A 21,403-nucleotide genomic window follows, 5' to 3' on the forward strand; every position below is an offset into this window, starting at 1 on the left:
TCGTATAATAACAAAAGAAGGAGCCTTTTCGGGGCTCCTTCTTTCTATTTTCTATCGTCAATTTTTACTGTCTCTTTCTGAAAACCCAGCCCTCTTCTCCAATCACCTTTTTCAGTTTTGAGGAAGCGCGGTAAGCATCACCTTCGCGTTCGAAACCTTCAACAGCAACTTTGTACTTGTTGCTGTACTTATCAGCATCGATCACCACTGCCTCGGTAAATCCCTTTTTCTTCAAATCTTCCAGCAACACATTGGCTTGTTTGCTTCCCTTGAAAGTTCCGGCGATCAGAAAATACTGCTTGCTGGCAGAAACAACCGGCGCAGCTGCTGCGATCGGTGCCACGGTTTCTTTTTTAATTTCAACCGCCGGTGCTGTTTTCTCGGCGGCTACGGGCTCCTTCACTGCCGGAGTCTCTTCCACAACGACAGGTTGAACAGGAGCTTTCTTAACCACATACACCACTTTACGTTCGACAACCGGAGCGGCTTTTTTCACCGTTTTCTCCGCGGAAGTGTAGCTCATCTTTTCAAACAAGCTCGTAAAAGGGTTTAACGTACTCTTGTTTTCACCATTCGATGAAACAAAGAACAGACTGAAATAACACATGATACCCGCAATCATCGCGGCAGAAGCCCACCCTATCCAGTTCGTCCTGAATGGCTTAACTTCTTCTTCTTCCAGTACTTCAACGTGATCATCGTGTACATCGACAACCGGCATGGTTATAACAGAAGCCTTTTTCTCAGCAAATTTCGCTGTTGTGCTTCTGAAACCGTACCATTCGTCCTTAAAGTACTTTTCAGTATTAGGCTCGAAAACCAGTTTACCTTCGATGTTCATCCTGAATTCACCGATGCCTTCAATGATCGCACGTTCCGTTGCCTGCAAAGAAGTACGAAGTCTATCTGTATAATTCCTTACATGAGCCACCGCTTCTGAGTGCGTGATCTGCTCGTGACGGGAGATAAAATTAGCAAGTAATCCATCATCCAGTTTAAGGAACTCGTTGAATGCCAACCTCTTGTTAGGAGGAGAGAATACACCCGTCTCGGCATTATAAAATGCCTGAGCCTGGTGCGAAAGCAGCGCCCCAAAGCCTGGTATGATTACGAATTCGTAGTCACTTACCAATTTTCTTATTACAGTTTCAACAGCGATCATGAAGAGTATTTTGTGATGAACACAGCGAAGTTAAAAAGAAAAAGACAATCCTCCAACAAAGTTCAAACCCTGCTGCGGGTAGTACTGGTAACGCTGGTACTCCTTTCCAAAGAGGTTATTGATGGCTACAAAGGCGGAGAAGTTCCTGGTTAACAGATAATCAATCTTCAAATTCAGGTCGGCAATGACAGGCAATTTTGTAACAACTCCCGTCTGAAAATTTTTCGCTTTTATTCCTCTCAGCATATAAAAATCGGCAGTGACGAATAATTTTTTGCTAATCGTCAAAGCGTTAAACCAGTTTAACGTAAGGTCCGGACGGTGCCATGCTTCTTCCACAGAACCCATCGCATAGTCATAGTAATTAATCTTCAACGAACTTTTGAACAAATCATTGAAAGCATAACCTGCTTGTCCTGAAATATTTAACACCTTTGTCTTAGCAGGATCGTAAATGATTGAGAACTTGGAGGTGTCGACCAACGCGTTGTTAAAGTTGTAAAAATTACGGTAATGCGTATAAGATACCTTGCCCTCATAATTAAATCCTCCGGCAACTTCTCCTTTTACACCGGCAAACAAATCAGCCGTTTTTTCGGTGTTTACAATCAACACGTTAGACCCCAGCCATTGATTCTCTCCGAGCATACTCTTTAACGTATTCCGGACTACATCACCATTCCAGCCCCCGAAGATATGTACCCCGCTGATCGGGTTTACATCGATGTTCAGTACCGGATATGCTTTCGTCTTGTTAATGTTCAGCTGATTGTCCGTTTGGTTCACAGCGTTTACCCCGGCCGTTACAGTAAATACATCAGAAGTATATTTAAAGGTCGGTTTAACACGGTATAAATTCCGGTTGTATGTTAAAGCATCCACCCTTTGTGAAATAAACGCGCCAGCTTCGAGTTGCGCATAAAATGACTCTGAGATCGGAACAGAGGCATTCAGCGTTGTTCCCCAGTCAAGCTCAGACGCATCATAGCGGTCTTTCAGCGTATTCAGGCTCGTCTTTACCGAATAATCCACAGCAACCGAAGGGTCTGTATTTTCAAAACCCAGACTAAAACCAAACTGGTTGATCGTCTGGCGCAGACTGTCCCGGTTCACCACGTATGATTCCGGCTGTGGCTTATACCCGTAGAAGTAATAGTTTTTACGGTCATACTCGAGCGATCCGTCCACTTTGTAGGTGCTCATGATATATTTCCCTCCCACCTTGATATTCGTGGCCGCATTCGCAGAATTTTTACCGTCTACCGGACCGTTGCCAGCCGAAAGATGTTTCACCTGCCCTGTGAAAACGAGATCTTCCGCGCGCTTACCGCTTACGAAAGCTTCGCCCAGAAACCGGCCATAATTGCCAGCACCCAGCTTGATGTAATTGTTCAAAACATCAGGCTTATCCTGACGCTCCTTTTCATCGGATGACGTGGCCACAGTCGGTGTCAGCTTCGGCGAAGCGATGTTAATCTGCGGATCCAGGATCTGATAGTTAACTTTTTTCTCTTTTGTAGTCCCGGGAAAAGGCTGCACTTTATCAAAAAGGCGGTTTGCGGGGGCAAACTCAATGCTCTTTTCCTTTACGATTTCATAAGTCTGGCTCTCGATTTCTCCTCTCTGGGCCATTGCCAGATGACCGGAAAAACCCAGTGTCAATAAAAATATGGATGTACGAATGGTTCTTGAATGCGTCATAAGAAATATTTTTTGCTGTTTGCTTCGACAGGATTTTATCATTTTTGTTTTTCAAACTGGGCCAGTTTCGCTTTTGCAAGTGTCACAGCCTCCTGATCATCTGAATTTTCAATAATGGAGGTCAGCGTTGCCTTTGCCTGTCCAACTTCTTTCATACCCATGTAAACATCCGCAAGCAATATAAACGAACGAACCCGCCAGAAGTCAAAACCTTCGAAGGTCTTGCTCATATCCAGAATAGCTGTTTCGGCCTCTTTATATTTCTTATTTTTAAATAAAATCGTCGCAACCATGTAATTCGCTTCGGCTCCGTACTCATCTTTTGAAGTACTGGCCAATTTTTTGAATTCCTCCGATGCTTTGTTCAGATCTCCTTTTTCATAAGGAACCTTGCCCAGATAAAGCTGCGCCTTACCCAGTCCGCCCGGAACGACATTTCCTGCATTCACAACTTCTTTGGCATAATACAATGTTGAATCGTAGCTTTTTAAGTTGTAGTAGGTATCCATCAGACCGATCCATGCCTGCGCCTGTTCTTTCTTGTTTTCAGAATTGCGCAAAAGCACTCTGAAATTGGTAACGGCGTTGTTAAAGTTGCCACGTCCGATTTCCAGTTCCGCCGAACGCTGCGCGGCTGCTGCTACATATTGTGAACGGTTTTCCTGAACCACCTTGCCGTAATACTGCAAAGCTTCGGCCACATTTCCGGTTTTATCGAAGGACGCAGCTACAAAATAACGGGCGTCATACTGATGTTTGCTGGAAGGATAACTGTTCAGGAATTCAAGCAACGCCTGTTTTGCATTTTCGTATTTCTCAGCATAATAGAGGTTCCGAACGTTATCGAATTCAACTTCTTCGAGTTTGTCGTTACCAGGATTATTTTTTCTGACAACGCCAAGGACCTGCGTAAATTCCTCCGGACGGCCTACCGCAGTGTAACTTTCCTGGATACCTTCCAGTGCACTGCTTGCCGATGGCGAATCAGAGTATTCAGAAAGTATTTTGCGGAAATCGACAATCGCCTGCTCGTAAACCTGCAGGTTATAGTAAGACTGCGCACGACGTAAAAGAGCGGCCGGGATCAGGTAACTCTTCGGTTTTTCGTTGATCATACGGGTAAAGCCCTTTACAGCAGCCGAATAACTTCCGTTTTTGAAATCGATATCGGCCAGTTGGAAATAAGCGTCGTCCAGATAACGCGAACCAGGATACTGGCTGATCATCTGCTCAAACTGACGGCGTGCATCCTGCTCCTTGTTCATGTACACATAGGCACGCGCTTTCTGGAACAATGCATAGTCCTTATCGATTTTCCCTTTCGCTGAAACCTTGTCATACACACTGATCGCCTCATTGTAATTTTTGGCAGCCAGGTAACAGTCGGCCAGACGAACGTGAGCGTCTTCGATAATGCTTGCCTCCATCCCTTCAGTGTTACTCACAAAATCCTTGAAATAACCCAGCGCCTGGCTGTATTTCTTCTGATTGTAGTAAACATATCCTAACGCGTACAAACTCTTTCTTGCATAAATACCCGCTTTCGGATTTTTAGAGAGCTGCGTGTAAATGGAAACCGCATCATCCATTTTCTTCAATCCGGTATTCGCTTCTGCCTTGTAAAAAGTTGCTGCCAGGAAAATGTCTTCATCAATCGGGAATTTGATCGACTTATTGAAAAGAGCCAGCGCCTGTTCGAAGCGTTCCTGATTAAACTCGACAACACCCTGGTTAAAAGTTAACCGCTGATAGGTGGTGTTGATTTTCGTGTTCCTCTTTGAAAGGCCTTCGATGTACGTGATCGCGCCAAGATTATTGCTTGCTCCTGAATAACCTTCCGCAACAAGCTCTGACGCTTCCTCCTGGTGTTTGCTATTGGGGTATTTAGCAATGAATGCGTTGAATTCTTTTACAGCGTCATTATTGTTGCCAAGATCCAATTGCACTTTCGCATGATTGTAAGCAGCTTCTTCTTTCACCACCTGGTTGAAATCCAACCGCGCTGCGTTGTCCAATGCTGTTAAAGCATAACTTAAATTACTAGTCTTTAAGTAGCTGATTCCTAATAGATATGAAGAGTACTGCGATACAGAATCTTTGCCAGCAGAAACTCCCTTAAGTGTGGAAATTGTTCCCTGATAATTGTTTGTACGAAACAAAGAGTGTCCGTAGTGTAAAGCAACGGATGGAGGAACAGATCCGGCTTTCATTTTATTATATCGCTCGTATGCTTTTACAGCCGCAGCGTAGTCTCCTTTTTCATAGTAGACTTCTGCTACATACAATGCTACTTCGGCAATTTTCGTTCCACCCCGTTGTTGTGCAAGAATTTTCTCACCGTATGCCAGTAACTTATCGTATTGTTTTAACTGATACAGAGAAGAAATGATCCAGTTTGGCGCTTCCTCTTTGTAATAGGGATGGTTTTCTACCTGTAAAAAATCCTGATAGGCTTCTTCAAAATTGTTTTTCTGATAGTTGATCACCCCGGCGTAGTATGCCGCGTCTCCTGAGTTGGCAAAGGATGGATCTTTTTTAACCTCGTTAAACAGCGGTAAAGCGGCGTCCAGCTGTTTGGTATTGTAATAGGCCATGGCAAGCTGATAAGTGCTCTCCATCTTTCTGCCGCCGTTACCAGGCAGCTTTACAGCCTTTTCAAGATAAGTGATCGCTTTATCATACTGCCCTGCCTCGTAATAATAACGGCCAAGGTCTCCGTAGATTTGCTGCGCCTTCGGATGTTCTGCATGGTTTCTTACAAAACGGTCTACCTGAACTTCCGCTTCCGGATAATTAAGGTACAAGCCGGTGACCGCCACGTAATATTCTGCCGTGACTTTGTTATAATCACTGGTACTAAGGAGTTTATCATTAGTATTCAGATATTCTCCGAATTCCTGTCTGGCAGCGACGAAATTTGATTTTTCATAATATTCAAGACCATTGCGAAAGTGCGCTTCCGGTTCCGTATAACTCAATGTGCTCTGAGCATTAACCGAATACGAACCCACACATAAGCCTAAACCGAGCGCGTAAGTGCCATGTTTTAAAAGCATAGGGGTTAGTTTTGTGGATTTCTGAGGTGATTTAATCTGTTTAATCATAAATAATGTAAAGACAAAGCCCTTCGGCTGTTACCTGCTGATATTATTTGGTACTTAACGTAAAGGGCTTAAAAACCGTATAGTTGATGTTAAATGATATTTTCTCCGGCGCTGTAACGACTAGAATACAACATCATTACGCTGCAATGTATCACCAAAATCGCCTTGCATAGCCTCAAATCTGCCGGAGACTTTCTCGAGAAACGGGACATCCATACACTTTTCGATTTCTTCGAGGTTTGTAATCTCGTATTCATCGATTTTGTAAGTTTGCTCGAACATACCGGCTTCGATCTTGATAATGTACTTATTGTTCCATTGGTAAATACTGATCTTGAATTGTTGATGGGGAATATCTTTAATATATCTCATAGGTAAAAAAATTTTTGCAAAAGTAATCAATAGAAAATTGGGATGAATTCATTGCTAAAACATAGTTTACTAATTTATATAGTGCTAATATTTTTATCTTGCGGTGGTCAGGATAAAAAAGATTCGGCAGACTTTTTTTTAAAAGCGAATGTAGCTTTAAAACAAAACAATTATACCGAGGCCATTCGACTCTACGATGAAGCCATTGCCAAAAATCACGATTTCCCGGATGCTTACCTAAACAAAGGCATCGCATTAATGAAAATAGGCAAAATAAGTGATGCCCGCGAGGTTTTGACAGAAGCAATTAACCTTGATCCTACACTTGTACAGGCAAATCTCGTCAGATCCGAATCTTTGCTCCGTTTGGGCGATTTTAAAGGGGCGGAAGAAGATTTGAAAAAGATTACGAAAGATTACGCCGACTCGTCAAAATATTTTCTGATCCGGGGCAATCTCATGGACGCCGTCAGCCGGACATCGGAAGCACTTGCAGATTTTGACAAATCCATTTCGCTTGATCCGAAAAATGTCGAGGCATTTGTAAACCGGGGTGCGGTCTATTACAAGCTCCACTCCTATCCACTGGCGAAGGAGGATTTTGTAGCTGCGATTAAACTTAACCCTGCTCAGCCGGAAGCCCTCAATAACCTTGGTCTGATTGCCACAAACAACAGGAACTGGAAAGATGCGGTTTTCTATTTTGACAGGATCCTGAATTTCAATCCTGCCGATCCTTTGGCGTTAAATAACAAAGGGTACGTCCTGATTCAAACGGGCGCCTTAAACGAGGCAAAAAAGCTCATAGACAGGACATTGGAAGCCCAGCCTGATAATGGCTATGCGCTGCGTAATCTGGGGCTTTATTACCAGGCCAGCAACGAGCCAGAGAAGGCCCTTGTCGAAATGAATAAAGCCATAGAGCTCGCCGAACCGGTGGAGTTGCTCTATGGCTTTACAGGGCGCCTTTATTACAGTCAGAATAACAAGACCAAGGCCTGTGAGATATGGAAAAAAGGGGTAGTACTTAAAGACTCAGTTGCGATACAAGAACTGGCTAAAAACTGCAATTAATTTACCAATTTTCACCTACGTAGGATTTTAGTCCTTTCCAGGTTTTCGCGTTCTCAACCGGGTCTGTAAATACTTCCAGCAGACTTGTTTTATCCGTTTGCAAAAAGACACTTAATACGTCCTTTAATGTTTCCATATTATCTGCTTCGAAGTAGGTAATATGGGAATCTTCAGACGTGCGTTTTGCGGTAAAATTATGTCTCGTTTCAAAGTAATTTTCAAGCTCAGGCAGAGCGGCCGGACCGTCGATCATCCTGAATATATTACCGCCACTATTGTTGAGCACAACAATCTTTAAATTGTCTGGTAACGGCTGGATCAACAACCCGTTCCGGTCATATAAAAATGCAACGTCACCGACCAGTAAAAATACCGGTTTAGCGGTTACCATGGCCGCACCAATGGCCGTACTTACGCAGCCATCAATACCACTTGTCCCACGATTTGCAAAAATTTCGACGTGAGAAACATGATTTCCCAATGCATTAACATACCTGATCGGCATACTGTTGGCAATGTGAAGCTGAGCTCCTTCCGGAATTGAATTAATGAGTAAATTAACAGATGTTAGATCATTTAACACTGATAGATTATCGAGATATTGCCTTAAAATAACGCCTGCGTTCGAATCATTTGCTTTCCAGTGCGCCTTATAAGAGGTATCGTTTTCAGGATCCGAGCCCTGGACAAACAGCTGATAATCAATCTTCTCAAACAAATTCTCGAAAAAATATTCAGCAGAAACGGGAATTTGACGGTTCAGGGAGTAAAATGTATCAACCAAATGGCTATCTTCACTGATATGCCAGTGCTGAATAGCCGGATTTTTCTGCAAAAATTGTTTGAAGGCCTTGGAGATGAAAGACAACCCGTAGGTAATGAGCAAATCCGGTCGTAACTTATCAGTGTTAGCATGGGGCAAAAAGACATCTTGATAAGTTAAAAAGTCCTGATATCCCTTTTGATTGGTCAGACTGTCGCCCAGCACCGGAACATCCAGCTCTTCAGAGATTTTGGCCAGTGCATGACTAAGCCTTTCGCTGCTTCGGTGCTGTCCGCCGGCTATTAAAATCCTGTCAAAACTATCCCAGGCATTTAATAAATCGTGCCAGGTTTCAACGGACAAAGTCGCTTCCGATTCCGTTTTTCTGACCACCCTTACTTCCTGAGAAACCGAAATTATTTCCTCCCCTGAGGGATAAAAAGGCTCGCGTATCGGTACGTTGATATGTACCGGACCGAAAGGTTTTGACTGCGCAAGAATTGCAGCTTCATTGCCGGTCCGGTTGATCATCCAACGGGCATCCTGGTGCGTATAATCGGACGAAAATGTAAAGGATTTCTTGACATGTTTCCCATAAATATCGGCCTGATAAATCGTCTGTCCATCCAGCTGATGGATCCATTCCGAAGGGCGATCGGCGGTTAATATCAGTAAAGAAATTTGCTGAAAAAACGCTTCGGCAACTGCCGGCGCATAGTTATAGGCCGCACTTCCGGAAGTGCAGATCAACACCACCGGCATATTCAATTGCTGAGCCATTCCAAGGGCTATAAAACCCGCAGACCTCTCATCCATCACCACGTGCTTTTTAAAGCCGTCATGGCGCACAAAAGCGAGCGTTAACGCCGCACTTCGGGATCCGGGGGATATCACTACGTGCCGCATGCCATGGGCGTAGCATATTTCGGCTAAATCTGTTAAGGGCTGTAATAATGCCATTTCGTTTGTATACAAAAATAGCCTCAAAAAGAGGCCATTTTAAATTTTCTGATATAAGCGGTGATTTTCAAAACAGATGATAATCCCGGTATTCACTTTTAACTTTCTTTAACTTATCCTAAATAAGTTTTCAAAGCCTTGCTTCTTGATACATGACGTAATCTGCGAATAGCCTTTTCTTTGATCTGACGCACGCGTTCACGGGTTAGGTTGAACTTCTCCCCAATCTCTTCCAAAGTCATCGCATGCTCGCCATTTAGGCCGAAATAAAGGGCGATAACGTCTGCTTCTCTCTGCGTCAAAGTGCAAAGTGCACGCTGTACCTCTTTACGTAATGATTCGTTAACCAAACCGGAGTCAGGTTTGTCTTCCAGATCATTTTCAAGAACGTCAAGCAAGCTGTTTTCTTCTCCCTGAACGAAAGGCGCATCCATGGATACGTGACGTCCCGAGATTTTCATGGTATCAACAACCTCAGAAGATGAGATTTCAAGCACTTCGGCAAGCTCCTCAGGAGAAGGCTCACGCTCGAAACGCTGTTCAAGTTCAGAGAAAGTCTTTGATATTTTATTTAAAGAACCTACACGGTTTAACGGAAGACGTACAATACGTGACTGCTCAGCAAGCGCCTGAAGAATAGACTGGCGAATCCACCACACGGCATAGGAAATGAACTTAAAACCACGCGTTTCGTCGAAACGCTGCGCAGCTTTAATCAAACCCAGGTTACCTTCATTGATCAGGTCACCCAAAGAAAGCCCTTGATTCTGATACTGTTTCGCAACCGAAACCACAAAACGCAAGTTCGCCTTTGTCAACCTTTCCAACGCAAGTTGGTCACCGTCCCGTATTTTCTGAGCTAACGTCACTTCCTCATCCGGCGTTAACAAATCTACCTTCCCGATTTCCTGCAAGTATTTATCTAACGACTGACTTTCACGGTTGGTAATTTGCTTACTGATCTTTAGCTGTCTCATCTAAATTCAAATATTAATATGTATAAATAACGACATTTACAAATGCCCTTGTTGATGAAAACACATTTTTATGCGTTTTTGTTCTCTGGTTTTGGAAGTAATACTTTGCGTGACAAGCGGTACTTACCTGTTTTCTTGTCAACTTCAACCAATTTTACCTGAACTTCCTCTCCAACTTCGAGAACACCATCCATATTTTCAATACGCTCCCACTTGATCTCCGAAATATGAAGCAATCCGTCTTTACCTGGTAAAAATTCTACGAACGCACCAAACGGCATAATGGACTTCACTTTTCCTGAATAAACCTCGCCAATTTCAGGAACAAGGATAATTCCGCGAATTCTTGCAACCGCTTTATCCATGGAAGTCTTGTCTGCCGAAAATATACTTACATATCCTGCACCATCTTTTTCTTCAATAGAAACAGTGGCACCGGATTCTTTCTGAATATCCTGAACAACCTTACCGCCCGGCCCGATTACAGCACCAATCATCTCACGGTCAATTTTGATAATGACAGCGCGAGGTGTGTGTGGTTTCAGGTCAGCACGTGATTCTTTAATCGTTTTATTCATTTCGCCAAGGATGTGCAGACGTCCGGCTTTGGCCTGTAACAACGCTTCTGACAACACTTCAAACGAAAGACCATTTACTTTAATATCCATTTGACAGGCCGTGATACCGTTTTCAGTACCCGTAACCTTGAAATCCATGTCACCCAGGTGATCTTCATCCCCAAGGATATCCGAAAGAACGGCATACTGACCTGTTTTTTCATCCGAGATCAATCCCATTGCAATTCCTGACACAGGAGCCTTAATTTTCAATCCTGAGTCCATAAGGGCCAAAGAACCCGCACAAACCGTTGCCATAGATGACGAACCATTTGATTCAAGGATATCAGAAACGATACGGATTGTGTATGGATTGTCTTCTGCTCCAGGCAATACTTTTTTCAAAGCACGCAAAGCAAGGTTTCCGTGACCTACTTCACGACGTCCTGGTCCGCGGTTTGGTTTTACTTCACCTGTTGAGAAGCCCGGGAAGTTATAGTGAAGCAAGAATTTGCTGTAACCATATTTCAAAGGTGTATCGATGATCTGCTCGTCGTTTTTGGTACCCAATGTCACCGTAGTTAATGACTGTGTTTCCCCGCGGGTAAACAAGGCAGAACCGTGTGCATTTGGCAAGAAATCAACTTCTGATGCGATCGGACGAACCTCATCCAATTTACGGCCATCAAGACGTTTTCTTTCGTCAAGTACCAAACGGCGTGATGCATCGTATTCAAGGTCGTGGAAATAACGTTTTACAAGACCAAGGTTAACTTCTTCTTCCTCTCCGATTGTTTCTAAAAACTCCGCCAAAACAGCTTTCGCTCCTTCTTTACGTACATTTTTGTTTTTAGAACCCAACTGGGCAACTGCATAAACTTTATCATAACAGAAAGCACGAACGCGAGCTTCAAGCTCTTCATCCTGCACATCTCCTACGTATTCTCTTTTTACTGTGTTACCAACCGCTGCTTCAAATTCTTTGATAGCAAGACACTGTTGTTTGATCACTTCATGAGCAAATTTCAAAGCTTCGATCACTTCTTCTTCCGAAACCTCGTCCATTTCTCCTTCTACCATCGTGATATCCTGGTAAGTAGCACCCACCATAAGATCCAAAGTAGCATTTTCAAGAACAGATGCACCCGGGTTAATCACCAGTTGTCCGTCAATTTTCGCAACACGAACCTCAGAAACCGGTCCGCCGAAAGGAATGTCAGAAGCAGCAAGCGCAGCCGAAGCAGCCAATGCTGCCAATGCGTCCGGCAAAGCCTCAGCGTCTGCTGAGATCAACATCAGGTTAACCTGAATTTCTGCGTGGTAATCATCCGGGAAAAGAGGACGAAGAACGCGGTCAACCAAACGGCTAACCAAAACTTCATGGTCAGAAAGTTTACCTTCACGACGCATAAAGCTACCAGGGATTCTACCTGCCGAAGCAAATTTTTCCTGGTAATCCACTGAAAGAGGCAAGAAATCAATTCCCTCTCTAATATCTTTATTGGCAACAACGGTAGCCAGAAGCATGGTATTACCCATACGTACCACAACGGATCCATCTGCCTGTTTTGCTAATTTTCCTGTTTCAATTGTAATTTCTCTACCATCAGGCAATGGTATCGTTTTGGTCACTATGTTAAATAGCATAGAATATGTAATGTTTGGGTAGCTGTGAAAACGTCACCAGAACGTTTCCTGTATAATTTTCTGATTAAATTCCGCAAAAAATCAGGGAACTTACTATGAAAGCAAGTTCCCTGATTTAGTAAATTACTTACGAATGTTCAATTCCGCGATAATCGCACGGTAACGAGTAATGTCGTTTTTGTAAAGATAATCCAATAATCTTCTGCGCTTTCCTACCATTTTAAGTAGACCCAGACGAGTATCGTTATCTTTTTTGTGCGTTTTTAAGTGCTCGTTCAAATAATTGATACGGTACGTAAATAAAGCAATTTGTGATTCGGCAGATCCAGTATCACCGCCTTCTTTTTTAAAACCTTTGGTTTCGAAGATCTCTCTCTTCTTTTCCGTAGTTAAATACATGATTGTAACAACAGATTAAATATGTAAAAATAATTTACAGCACTATGCTGCAAAACAAGGACGCAAAATTAAGAATTATTCCTGATATAAAGAAAATATAATTTTACTATGAATTGATAAGCCGTGTTTTTCCAAATCTACTTGCCAAAAAAGATTTAATTCTTTTGACACGCATCTGATAAACATCCTTATCAAAAAGACGCGAGTCGCTGCGGGCACGGTCTATGAAATAAACACCGGCGATAAATAACACCGTATTGGCCATCCAGGCTCCGACGGGCACACTCAACAACCCCTCTTTCACCCACTTATCTCCCTGGTTGATCAGAACGTACAGCAGGATAAAAAACAATACCGACACCAGTACCGGTACTCCAAAGCCCCCTTTTTTAATGATAGCACCCAACGGGGCACCGATTAAAAACATGATCAGACAAGATAACGCATTGGTATATTTATGATGTTTTTCCAGTTCATATTTGCTGGCATCTTTTAATTTCGCCTGGAGATAATCCTGATTGGATTTTGCATAACTCTGCATACTCGCCGCCGAACTTTTGGCCGTTGTCAGAATTTCTTTCTTTAAACTGTCAGTCACCGGACGGGTCAGCAACGAATCGATCCACTTGCCGGCTTTAAGTGTTTTGTCAGTCCCCTGCTTGTAGTTATACGAGAAATATTGCTGACTGTTCGGCAGGAGATTTTTCTTCGTTTCGTCATAAGAAGTTTTGATCGAATCGGCGGTGTGGTTCAGATCATCAATATTTTTCATAAACTCATGATACTTGAACTGCCCTTCGTCCGTGCGTTTCATGCCAAATGACGATAAACTCTCAACCATTTTGAAATGATCAAATGCATTTCTCGTGAATTTTGTACTCAACGGCTTTGCCTCCACTCCTGACGCTATTGGTGAAATGTATGTGGCCGTTCCGCCTTTCTGCTCATTATCTTCTGTATAACTCGTACCGCTGTACAACTCAATAACCAGATTGGAATTTTCATTGATGGTATACATCTTGCCAGAATCAGCCAGAATGATCTGTGTGTTGCCGCGTTCGTAAGAGCGGCTGTCGTGCTTGTAGATCACCATCCCCTTCATAGACTGCGCATCGGCCATTTTTTTATCAACCTTGATGCTATATCCCGGAAGGTCATTGTAAAAAATCCCTTCCTTAATTTTGAGCGTTGCCTTGGTCGTCTTGATGTCATAGAGCAAACTATAACCCTTTAAATTCGCCCAGGGCGAGACCCGATCATTAAAATAGAAGGAAAAAATACTGACCAGCACCGCCACAATAAACAAAGGCGCCATGGCCCGCACCACCGATATGCCCGCACTTTTGATTGCCGTGAGCTCGAAGAACTCTCCAAGATTCCCGAAGGCCATCAGTGAAGACAGCAGCATGGCCAGCGGAAGCGCAGTGGGCACTGTAATGAGACTGAAGAAAAAGAAAAGCCGGGCATAATCCCATAGCCCCAGATCTTTCGACACAAAATCATCAATATAAAAAATCATGATTTTCATTAAAAATATGAAAACCACTACCGACATTGTAACTATAAATGGTCCCCAGAAGGACATTAGTATAAGCTTATCCAGCTTTTTCATCAACTCCCTACAATTTCTTTAAGATTATCCATAAACCCATTCCACAACGATATTAGTTCAGCTTCATCCTTATTTGATGAATAATCTATAACCCTTAAAAACGTTGTTTGCGTCAATTCACTGACTTCCAGCTTCATTTCCAGATGATTATTATCCAGGTCGTCGTCACTGGTATTTTCAAATTCAAATTTAACAGCTTTGTTTATTCTTAACCCGGTCTGTTTTGCCACGTGGCTATCCCCGTCCCACTGAAAATCGAATCGCTGATTAGGCAAAACAGTTACTTTTTCTGCAAACCATTGTTCCAGACCAGAGGGCGTGGAGATGTATGGAAATAAAACTTTTGGTGATGAGCGCAATTCAAATTCAGTAATAAACTTAAATTTTTCCATTGTAACTGGGTTTATGGGTTTCTCCATTGCAAAATTGTTAACCTGCTGATCTTAAAAGTTGTAATATAACACAAATCACTAATAAAAATCAGAAACCTGCTTTTCTGTTTTTTTGTAATTTAGTTTTTTACAATGAATTTTCCAAAAAGACTTGCATTCTAAATTTCTTTAACATACTTTTGCACCACAATAACGGTACGGCGGGGTAGCTCAGATGGTTAGAGCGTAGGATTCATAACCCTAAGGTCGGCAGTTCGATTCTGCTCCCCGCTACGAGAAAAGGCATCCAAACGGATGCCTTTTTTGCTTTTCAGGAATTATATTTTCTTCTTATACCACGGCTAATAATTATCTTTTCCCCTGAGCCATTCGAGAAATCGCTTTCCGATTAAAAATACTGCTTCGTAGTACTGAGAAAAACGCTCCTCCCCGATTTGGAAACAAGTAACCTTGATTTGGAAACACATCCCGATGAAACTTGCCGGAATTTTGCATCAGACATTAAAACACAGAAAAAATGCAAAAAACAATTTTCATTACAGGAGCATCTTCAGGATTAGGCAAGGCAACCGCAAAACTATTTCAGGCAAAAGGATGGAACGTCATTGCCACCATGCGAAACCCGGCAAAAGAAACAGAACTTAATCAACTGGAAAACGTGACACTTCTGCCGCTGGACGTAACCAACGCCGAGCAGATCAAAGCGACTGTGACTAAGGCGATTTCTTTAAAGCCAATTGATGTGGTGTTCAATAACGCAGGTTATGGGCTTATGGGTGCCCTGGAAGCGCTTACCGAAGAACAGATCTCCCAACAGATCAGCACCAACCTTTTGGCTGTGCTGCGCGTCACACAGGCGTTTATTCCTCATTTCAGAGAAAAGAAAGACGGTTTGTTCATTAGCACAACTTCCATGGGCGGATTTCTTACATTCCCCTTGCACTCCATTTATCATGCTACTAAATTTGCGTTGGAGGGCTGGTCGGAGGGTATGTCCTTTGAATTGGGTTTGCATAACATTAAAATAAAAACGGTTGCGCCCGGAGGCATCGCAACGGACTTCACCGGCAGATCGCTTGATAAAAGCAGTCACCCCGAGTATCAGGAGCTCGAAGACAAGCTTTTTGCCGCGATTGAAACGATGAAGGCAGCCTCAACCGCTGAACAAATTGCCGAAGTTGTATATGAAGCCGCAACGGACGACAAAGACCAGATCCGTTATGTTGCGGGTGAAGATGCCAAAGCACTATATGCAAGACGCCTGGAAGTTGGCGGAGAAGAATTCAGAAAGGAAATCAGAAGTCAGATTCTGGGATAGTTATCAAAAACCTGCAACTGCCAAAAAGACGGTTGCAGGTTTAAACTTAATAAAAGCAAGAAAATGAAGGTCATTAACTCCATATCCGAGTTTCATCGCATGGTATCATTGCCGGAGCCATTACATCCGCTCGTCAGCGTGGTTCGCGTTCAGGATATGCGTTTTGCCGAGAACGCTGTCTGGGAACATTTCACGCTGAATTTCTACTGCGTATCCCTGAAAAAAGACATCGCCGGCAAAGTGAAATATGGTCAGCAGTATTACGACTATGACAAGGGTGTCATGACTTTTGTGTCTACTAAGCAGATTCAGTCGCTTAATGCCCCACACGCCGAAATCCTGAATTCGGAGCCAGGCGCAGGATATGCATTGCTGTTCCATCATGATTTTCTATACAAACATCCCCTTGCCGCAATGATCAAAAATTACGGCTTCTTTTCATATGCTGTTAATGAAGCATTACATCTTTCAGAAAAAGAAGAAAAAAACATCATCGGGATTTTTGAGAAAATCGATGAAGAGTATCAGCATATAGACCGGCACACGCAGGATATCATTCTGTCGCAAATTGATCTGCTGCTAAATTACAGCAACAGGTTTTACGAGAGACAATTCATTACCCGAAAAGCCGTGAACCACGATTTGCTGACTAAGATGGAAACGTTTCTCAACGCGTATTTTGAGGACGAAGAAACCTTAAAAAACGGGCTTCCGTCCGTTGAGCTCCTGGCAAAAACTTTTCATGTATCGCCCAATTATTTAAGCGATATGTTACGCTCACTGACCGGCCAAAGCGCTCAACAACACATTCAGACAAAACTGATTGAAAAGGCCAAAGAATATCTTTCTGTAACCAATTTATCAGTCGCTGAAATTGCCTATCAGCTTGGTTTTGAATACCCTCAGTCGTTTAATAAACTGTTTAAAAAGAAAGTGAATATCTCGCCCCTGGAATTCAGGCAGACCTTTAACTGACGGCGGGTTTCGGTAAAAAATATTAATGACTGTTAATTTCCATTTGTTCAACAGAATTAAATTCGTCAAGTTTAAGTTAGCTTAGCGCACAAACATCTTAAAACGTAACCATACCAATGGAACCGAATTGCAAACTGGACAAGCCGGCTTGTCCTGCCGAAGATTTACTCAAAATCATGTCAGGTAAATGGCGTCCGCAGATTTTCAGGCTGGCACTTGAGGGTCCTTTGCGTTTTAGCAGCTTGCTTAAAACCCTTGAAAATTCAAACAAACAAAGCATTGCCCTCGCTTTAAAGGAATTAGAAAACGAGGGCTTGCTGGAAAAGAATGTGATCAAACTTAAACCCTTACATATTGAGTATAAGTTATCGGAGAAAGGAAAAACTCTGACTTCGGTTTTTCGACAACTTGAAGGTATTTAGCACTTTATGAGTACCTGACAAACTTCAACCTCAAAATTCAACATGATAGAGCGGGCCATTTTTTGATTGCGATTCCTGTAATTTCCCTGACTCAGCTAATGTTTTCAAAAGGATTGCCGCCTCAGCTCTCGCGGTTCCCGCCAACTCAGCAAATTCCCTGATCGTCAGCGTTGGGTATTTCTGAAACAATCCGGCAACAGACCTGTCATACGCTTTTTTCACGGCTCCCGCACTTAATGCTAACACAGCATCTTCATAAACCTTGTAGGCCTGCGATCCCCGAACGATGTTTTTCCGCTGATCGCTGCCGACAAAAATCATGGTCGGAAATCCACGCACACCAAGCTGCGCCGCCAGTTGAAGATCTTTTTGGAAAGATTCCCTTGCCGGCCCGTCGTAATCCGATTTAAGCTTCTGCTCATCCAGACCGCTGTATACGGCTGCTGCCGCAAGGTGCTCCCAACGCGTAATATTCTTCTTTTCCAAAAACAGAAATTCCCGCATTTTTCTCAGGAAAACCACTGCTTTCTTTGGATCCTGAAATTGCGCTGCCTTGAAGGCGATCGATGGCGGATAAGAAGAATCCAGTGGGTCTTCCAGCCAAATGTCCCCATCGATAGGCATATCGTAATGCTGGCTGACCTCATCCCAATGATGCGCTACATCGCTCGGTTTACTAATTCCGCCACTGTTATAACTCCAGTCCGGTAACAATCCGCCCATATGGATATCAAGCTCGACCGCATTGCCATATTCCAGCTCTAATTTGCGGAGTTGCGGCTCTATGCCCCAGCAAGAGGAACATATAGGATCGGTGAAATAAATGATCTTTACCTTATCGATAAGCTTTTCGGGTTCCTGTGAGGCTAACGCATTACCGGTCTCCGGAAGCTCGCATAACCCTGTTTCCGGATCACACAAAAGTGGATTGATGTTGTTTCCCATATTCATTTAAACTCGTGTTACTACTACCGCGTTATGCGATACCCTGTAAAAAATGTCTGAACGAAGGTCTGGAAATGGATTTTGCGGATCAATAGGTCTATTTTTTGTGACTATTTTTATTTACAAAATCAGCTATTTACAACCGCATAATTTTGTCCTGACTTAAGTATCAGCTCTGCACCGAAGATGTTTCCGGGCCACATTACCGATCCATAGATTTACAGTGAAAGCAATTGTTCGCACCTCCCACAAGAGTGTGAGAACTGCTCAAAAGAGTTACAAAAAGGCGTCAATCCGGATGTCTTTTTGCTTTCTGAGAATTTCCATCCGTTCGGAAGAATTAAATTTGTCAACTTTGAGTTAGTATTACTACCAGCTAAATACTACAGTCATTACACCGTGATATGAAATTACTATTACAATATTTAAGCCGCTACAAAGGGCTTATCTTACTCGCACTGTTGCTCGCCTCCATCAATCAGGTTTTTTCACTGCTCAATCCCTACATTTTGGGGAACGTGCTGATTGATCCATATGCCAACAAAGCAAAACATTTCCGCGACAGCGGCCTGGATAACGAGTTTTTCCGGGGGATAACCATGGGATTGCTGATGATCATCGGCGCCGCGATGGTCTCCCGTATCGCCAAGGCATTTCAGGACTATGTGGTCAATGTGGTCATTCAGAAATTCGGGGCTGACCTTTATACCGATGGGTTACGTCATGCTCTACGCCTTCCCTATCAGGATTTTGAAGACCAGCGCAGCGGCGAGACATTATCCGTCCTGCAAAAAGTACGGGCCGATTGTGAAAAGTTCATCACCAATTTTGTCAATGTCCTTTTTGCAACCATCGTCGGGATCGTTTTCGTAACCATTGTTGCTTTTAAATTAAGCCCGATGCTTCCGGTGATCTACCTGGTTGGATCAGTAGTGCTGGCGCTGTTAACCAGCATTTTAAGCCGAAAAATAAAGGAAGTTCAGAAAAACATTGTAAAAGAAACGACCGCGCTTGCCGGATCAACCACAGAATCGCTGCGTAATATTGAGCTTGTAAAAAGTCTTGGGCTAACACAACAGGAAATCCGCAGACTTAACACAACGACATTTAAGATCCTGAAACTGGAATTAAAAAAGGTAAAAAGCATCCGTTCAATCAGTTTTATCCAGGGTACTTTCGTGAATTTCCTGCAACAATGTATTATGTTTTCCCTGCTGTTTTTCGTTTTTCATGACAAGATCACAGTCGGGCAAATGATGATGATGCAGTTTTATTCGTTCTTCATTTTCACCCCGTTACAGGAACTTGGCAACATCATCCTTTCGTACAGGGAAGCAGAGGCGTCGCTTGGTAACCTTGAAAAGTTGCTGAATCGCCCTATTGAACGCAAACCTGAACATCCTGAAAAAATTGATGCTGTGGAAACACTTCGTTTTGAAAAAGTCCATTTCCAGCATCAAACCGCAAGACGTCCCGCACTGGATGAAATCTCATTTGAAGTAAAACGTGGAGAAACCATTGCTTTTGTAGGTCCGTCGGGCTCTGGAAAAACGACACTGGTTAAATTGCTGGTAGGACTTTATCACCCGAATACCGGAGGAATATACTACAACAACCACAGCGACAGCAGTATCGATTTTGATGAATTAAGACATCAGATCGGCTTTGTGACGCAGGACACCCAGCTATTTTCAGGAACAATCAAGGAAAATCTGCTTTTTGTAAATCCTTCGGCAACGGATGAAATGATCACCGAAGTATTGAAAAAAGCGGCTTGTTATAATTTGCTGCAAAGGGCAGAAAACGGTATCGACACCGTTATTGGTGAAGGGGGACTTAAATTATCCGGTGGCGAGCGCCAGCGCCTATCGATTGCGCGCGCCCTGTTACGTAATCCTCATCTGATGATTTTTGATGAAGCAACCTCTGCCCTGGATTCGCTGACAGAAGAGGAAATTTCCAATACCATCAGAAGTATCACAAGTCAGCGCCAGCATATCACAGTGATGATTGCCCACCGGCTTTCGACGATCATGTACGCTGACCGCATTTATGTCCTCGAAAAGGGAAATATTATAGAGACGGGCAGTCACAATGCCCTGCTTGAAGAAAAAGGGCTTTATTACGCCATGTGGCGCCAACAAATCGGCGAGCGCAAAGACGTCCATGTTATGGAAGCATAAAACCGCGACATCCGCACACATTCAAAAACCTGAATCGGGCCAGTTTAACTGCGCAAGATTCAGGTTTTTTTCGGTTAACAGCCATGGTAGTTTTGTTTATCAAACATCAAATCTGATAAAATGAACAGCATTTCCGCCAACCTGAATATCATTGACTGGCAAAACGTTTCTGAAAACATGAACGAAACCGGCTATGCCTTGCTACCTAAAATAATCCCGCACGAAGCCTGCAATCAGCTTATTGATCAGTATAATTCGCCTCAGTTTTACCGCAAAACAATCGTTATGGAACGGTACAGGTTTGGCCTCGGAGAATATAAATATTTTCAATATCCACTGCCGGATCTGATCCAGCATATCAGAGAAGCCATTTATCCAAAACTTGCGCCGATCGCCAACACCTGGATGAAGGTTTTAAATATCCCAACGAAATTCCCTGAAACTTTTACCGGATTGCAACAGCTTTGCCGCGAAAACAATCAGGTAAAGCCAACGGTTTTGATTTTGAAATACGGCAAAGGAGGCCACAACACGCTGCATCAGGACCTTTACGGTGAAGTATTTTTCCCAATGCAACTGGTGATATTTTTGAATGAACCGGAAGCTGATTATACGGGCGGTGAATTCGTCCTCGTTCAGCAAACGCCAAGAGCGCAGTCAAAAGCGATTGTTCTGAAACCAAAAAAAGGAGATATTCTCTTGTTTACAACCAATTTCCGGCCGGTAAAAGGGAGCAAAGGCTATTACCGGGTAAATATGAAACATGGTGTCAGCGAAATCCATGAAGGAAACCGGTATACGCTGGGCATCATTTTCCATGACGCACTGAGCTAGAACGAC

General features: G+C 43.2%; 17 protein-coding genes and 1 tRNA gene. 7 read left to right on the plus strand and 11 right to left on the minus strand.

Annotation, left to right across the window (positions count from 1 at the left end):
- Positions 1–64: 64 nt before the first annotated feature.
- The 4 genes from M1L62_RS14380 to M1L62_RS14395 form a co-directional block, all read right to left on the minus strand.
- Positions 65–1,162 carry an HU domain-containing protein gene (locus tag M1L62_RS14380; protein ID WP_254560281.1) on the minus strand — a complete coding sequence of 366 codons (1,098 nt, stop codon included), beginning with the start codon at positions 1,160–1,162 and terminating at the stop codon, positions 65–67.
- Between the two features lie 30 nt (positions 1,163–1,192).
- Entirely contained in the window at positions 1,193–2,863 is a 1,671-nt protein-coding gene (locus M1L62_RS14385; RefSeq protein WP_254560282.1) for a TonB-dependent receptor, read from the minus strand.
- A 38-nt stretch (positions 2,864–2,901) separates the two neighbouring features.
- Positions 2,902–5,919 carry a tetratricopeptide repeat protein gene (locus tag M1L62_RS14390; protein WP_254560283.1) on the minus strand — a complete coding sequence of 1,006 codons (3,018 nt, stop codon included), beginning with the start codon at positions 5,917–5,919 and terminating at the stop codon, positions 2,902–2,904.
- Between the two features lie 168 nt (positions 5,920–6,087).
- Positions 6,088–6,339, minus strand: a complete 252-nt coding sequence (locus M1L62_RS14395; RefSeq protein ID WP_254560284.1) for a hypothetical protein — start codon at positions 6,337–6,339, stop codon at positions 6,088–6,090.
- A gap of 81 nt (positions 6,340–6,420) precedes the next feature.
- Here M1L62_RS14395 and M1L62_RS14400 point away from each other — a divergent pair, with 81 nt between their 5' ends.
- On the plus strand, positions 6,421–7,413 hold the full coding sequence (locus M1L62_RS14400) for a tetratricopeptide repeat protein (RefSeq protein WP_254560285.1): 993 nt from the start codon (positions 6,421–6,423) through the stop codon (positions 7,411–7,413).
- Position 7,414: 1 nt separating this feature from the next.
- Here the strand turns inward: M1L62_RS14400 and menD are convergent, their stop codons facing one another.
- From menD to M1L62_RS14430, 6 genes are all read right to left on the minus strand, one after another.
- On the minus strand, positions 7,415–9,136 hold the full coding sequence (gene menD / locus M1L62_RS14405) for a 2-succinyl-5-enolpyruvyl-6-hydroxy-3-cyclohexene-1-carboxylic-acid synthase (RefSeq protein WP_254560286.1): 1,722 nt from the start codon (positions 9,134–9,136) through the stop codon (positions 7,415–7,417).
- 113 nt (positions 9,137–9,249) lie between these two features.
- On the minus strand, positions 9,250–10,113 hold the full coding sequence (locus tag M1L62_RS14410) for a sigma-70 family RNA polymerase sigma factor (protein ID WP_015810559.1): 864 nt from the start codon (positions 10,111–10,113) through the stop codon (positions 9,250–9,252).
- A gap of 68 nt (positions 10,114–10,181) precedes the next feature.
- Complete coding sequence (pnp, locus tag M1L62_RS14415) at positions 10,182–12,317, minus strand: polyribonucleotide nucleotidyltransferase (RefSeq protein WP_254560287.1); 2,136 nt, start codon at positions 12,315–12,317, stop codon at positions 10,182–10,184.
- A gap of 123 nt (positions 12,318–12,440) precedes the next feature.
- On the minus strand, positions 12,441–12,716 hold the full coding sequence (rpsO, locus tag M1L62_RS14420; RefSeq protein WP_090335674.1) for a 30S ribosomal protein S15: 276 nt from the start codon (positions 12,714–12,716) through the stop codon (positions 12,441–12,443).
- Positions 12,717–12,822: 106 nt separating this feature from the next.
- Entirely contained in the window at positions 12,823–14,328 is a 1,506-nt protein-coding gene (locus M1L62_RS14425; RefSeq protein WP_254560288.1) for an LptF/LptG family permease, read from the minus strand.
- Entirely contained in the window at positions 14,328–14,720 is a 393-nt protein-coding gene (locus M1L62_RS14430) for an START-like domain-containing protein (protein ID WP_254560289.1), read from the minus strand. The genes M1L62_RS14425 and M1L62_RS14430 overlap by 1 nt, the downstream gene beginning before the upstream one ends.
- Positions 14,721–14,919: 199 nt before the next feature.
- On the opposite strand from M1L62_RS14430, the gene M1L62_RS14435 reads away from it, so the two are divergent.
- From M1L62_RS14435 to M1L62_RS14450, 4 genes are all read left to right on the plus strand, one after another.
- Positions 14,920–14,993, plus strand: a tRNA-Met gene (locus tag M1L62_RS14435).
- Between the two features lie 244 nt (positions 14,994–15,237).
- A complete protein-coding gene (locus M1L62_RS14440) occupies positions 15,238–16,038 on the plus strand; it encodes an SDR family oxidoreductase (RefSeq protein WP_254560290.1) in 801 nt (266 codons plus the stop codon).
- Between the two features lie 63 nt (positions 16,039–16,101).
- Entirely contained in the window at positions 16,102–17,013 is a 912-nt protein-coding gene (locus M1L62_RS14445) for a helix-turn-helix domain-containing protein (protein WP_254560291.1), read from the plus strand.
- 116 nt (positions 17,014–17,129) lie between these two features.
- Positions 17,130–17,435: a winged helix-turn-helix transcriptional regulator gene (locus tag M1L62_RS14450; RefSeq protein WP_254560292.1), complete on the plus strand. Its 306-nt coding sequence runs from the start codon at positions 17,130–17,132 to the stop codon at positions 17,433–17,435.
- Positions 17,436–17,465: 30 nt separating this feature from the next.
- On the opposite strand, the gene M1L62_RS14455 is transcribed toward M1L62_RS14450, so the two are convergent.
- Positions 17,466–18,380 (minus strand): DsbA family protein, encoded by a 915-nt coding sequence (locus M1L62_RS14455; protein WP_254560293.1) that lies wholly within the window; start codon positions 18,378–18,380, stop codon positions 17,466–17,468.
- A 404-nt stretch (positions 18,381–18,784) separates the two neighbouring features.
- Between M1L62_RS14455 and M1L62_RS14460 the strand changes: the two genes are divergently transcribed.
- Together M1L62_RS14460 and M1L62_RS14465 are read left to right on the plus strand one after the other, a co-directional pair.
- Complete coding sequence (locus M1L62_RS14460; RefSeq protein WP_254560294.1) at positions 18,785–20,563, plus strand: ABC transporter ATP-binding protein; 1,779 nt, start codon at positions 18,785–18,787, stop codon at positions 20,561–20,563.
- Between the two features lie 120 nt (positions 20,564–20,683).
- A complete protein-coding gene (locus M1L62_RS14465) occupies positions 20,684–21,397 on the plus strand; it encodes a 2OG-Fe(II) oxygenase (protein ID WP_254560295.1) in 714 nt (237 codons plus the stop codon).
- The last annotated feature ends 6 nt before the right edge of the window (positions 21,398–21,403 follow it).

Origin of the sequence: Dyadobacter diqingensis, from assembly GCF_024220585.1 — a bacterium.
GTDB lineage: Bacteria > Bacteroidota > Bacteroidia > Cytophagales > Spirosomataceae > Dyadobacter > Dyadobacter diqingensis.

Bases quoted from the DNA above. Each gene is read 5' to 3' on its own strand.
- M1L62_RS14380 (WP_254560281.1), bottom strand. From the start codon at position 1,162: ATGATCGCTGTTGAAACTGTAATAAGAAAATTGGTAAGTGACTACGAA.
- M1L62_RS14385 (WP_254560282.1), bottom strand. From the start codon at position 2,863: ATGACGCATTCAAGAACCATTCGTACATCCATATTTTTATTGACACTG.
- M1L62_RS14390 (WP_254560283.1), bottom strand. From the start codon at position 5,919: ATGCTTTTAAAACATGGCACTTACGCGCTCGGTTTAGGCTTATGTGTG.
- M1L62_RS14395 (WP_254560284.1), bottom strand. From the start codon at position 6,339: ATGAGATATATTAAAGATATTCCCCATCAACAATTCAAGATCAGTATT.
- menD (WP_254560286.1), bottom strand. From the start codon at position 9,136: ATGGCATTATTACAGCCCTTAACAGATTTAGCCGAAATATGCTACGCC.
- M1L62_RS14410 (WP_015810559.1), bottom strand. From the start codon at position 10,113: ATGAGACAGCTAAAGATCAGTAAGCAAATTACCAACCGTGAAAGTCAG.
- pnp (WP_254560287.1), bottom strand. From the start codon at position 12,317: ATGCTATTTAACATAGTGACCAAAACGATACCATTGCCTGATGGTAGA.
- rpsO (WP_090335674.1), bottom strand. From the start codon at position 12,716: ATGTATTTAACTACGGAAAAGAAGAGAGAGATCTTCGAAACCAAAGGT.
- M1L62_RS14425 (WP_254560288.1), bottom strand. From the start codon at position 14,328: ATGAAAAAGCTGGATAAGCTTATACTAATGTCCTTCTGGGGACCATTT.
- M1L62_RS14430 (WP_254560289.1), bottom strand. From the start codon at position 14,720: ATGGAAAAATTTAAGTTTATTACTGAATTTGAATTGCGCTCATCACCA.
- M1L62_RS14440 (WP_254560290.1), top strand. From the start codon at position 15,238: ATGCAAAAAACAATTTTCATTACAGGAGCATCTTCAGGATTAGGCAAG.
- M1L62_RS14445 (WP_254560291.1), top strand. From the start codon at position 16,102: ATGAAGGTCATTAACTCCATATCCGAGTTTCATCGCATGGTATCATTG.
- M1L62_RS14450 (WP_254560292.1), top strand. From the start codon at position 17,130: ATGGAACCGAATTGCAAACTGGACAAGCCGGCTTGTCCTGCCGAAGAT.
- M1L62_RS14455 (WP_254560293.1), bottom strand. From the start codon at position 18,380: ATGGGAAACAACATCAATCCACTTTTGTGTGATCCGGAAACAGGGTTA.
- M1L62_RS14460 (WP_254560294.1), top strand. From the start codon at position 18,785: ATGAAATTACTATTACAATATTTAAGCCGCTACAAAGGGCTTATCTTA.
- M1L62_RS14465 (WP_254560295.1), top strand. From the start codon at position 20,684: ATGAACAGCATTTCCGCCAACCTGAATATCATTGACTGGCAAAACGTT.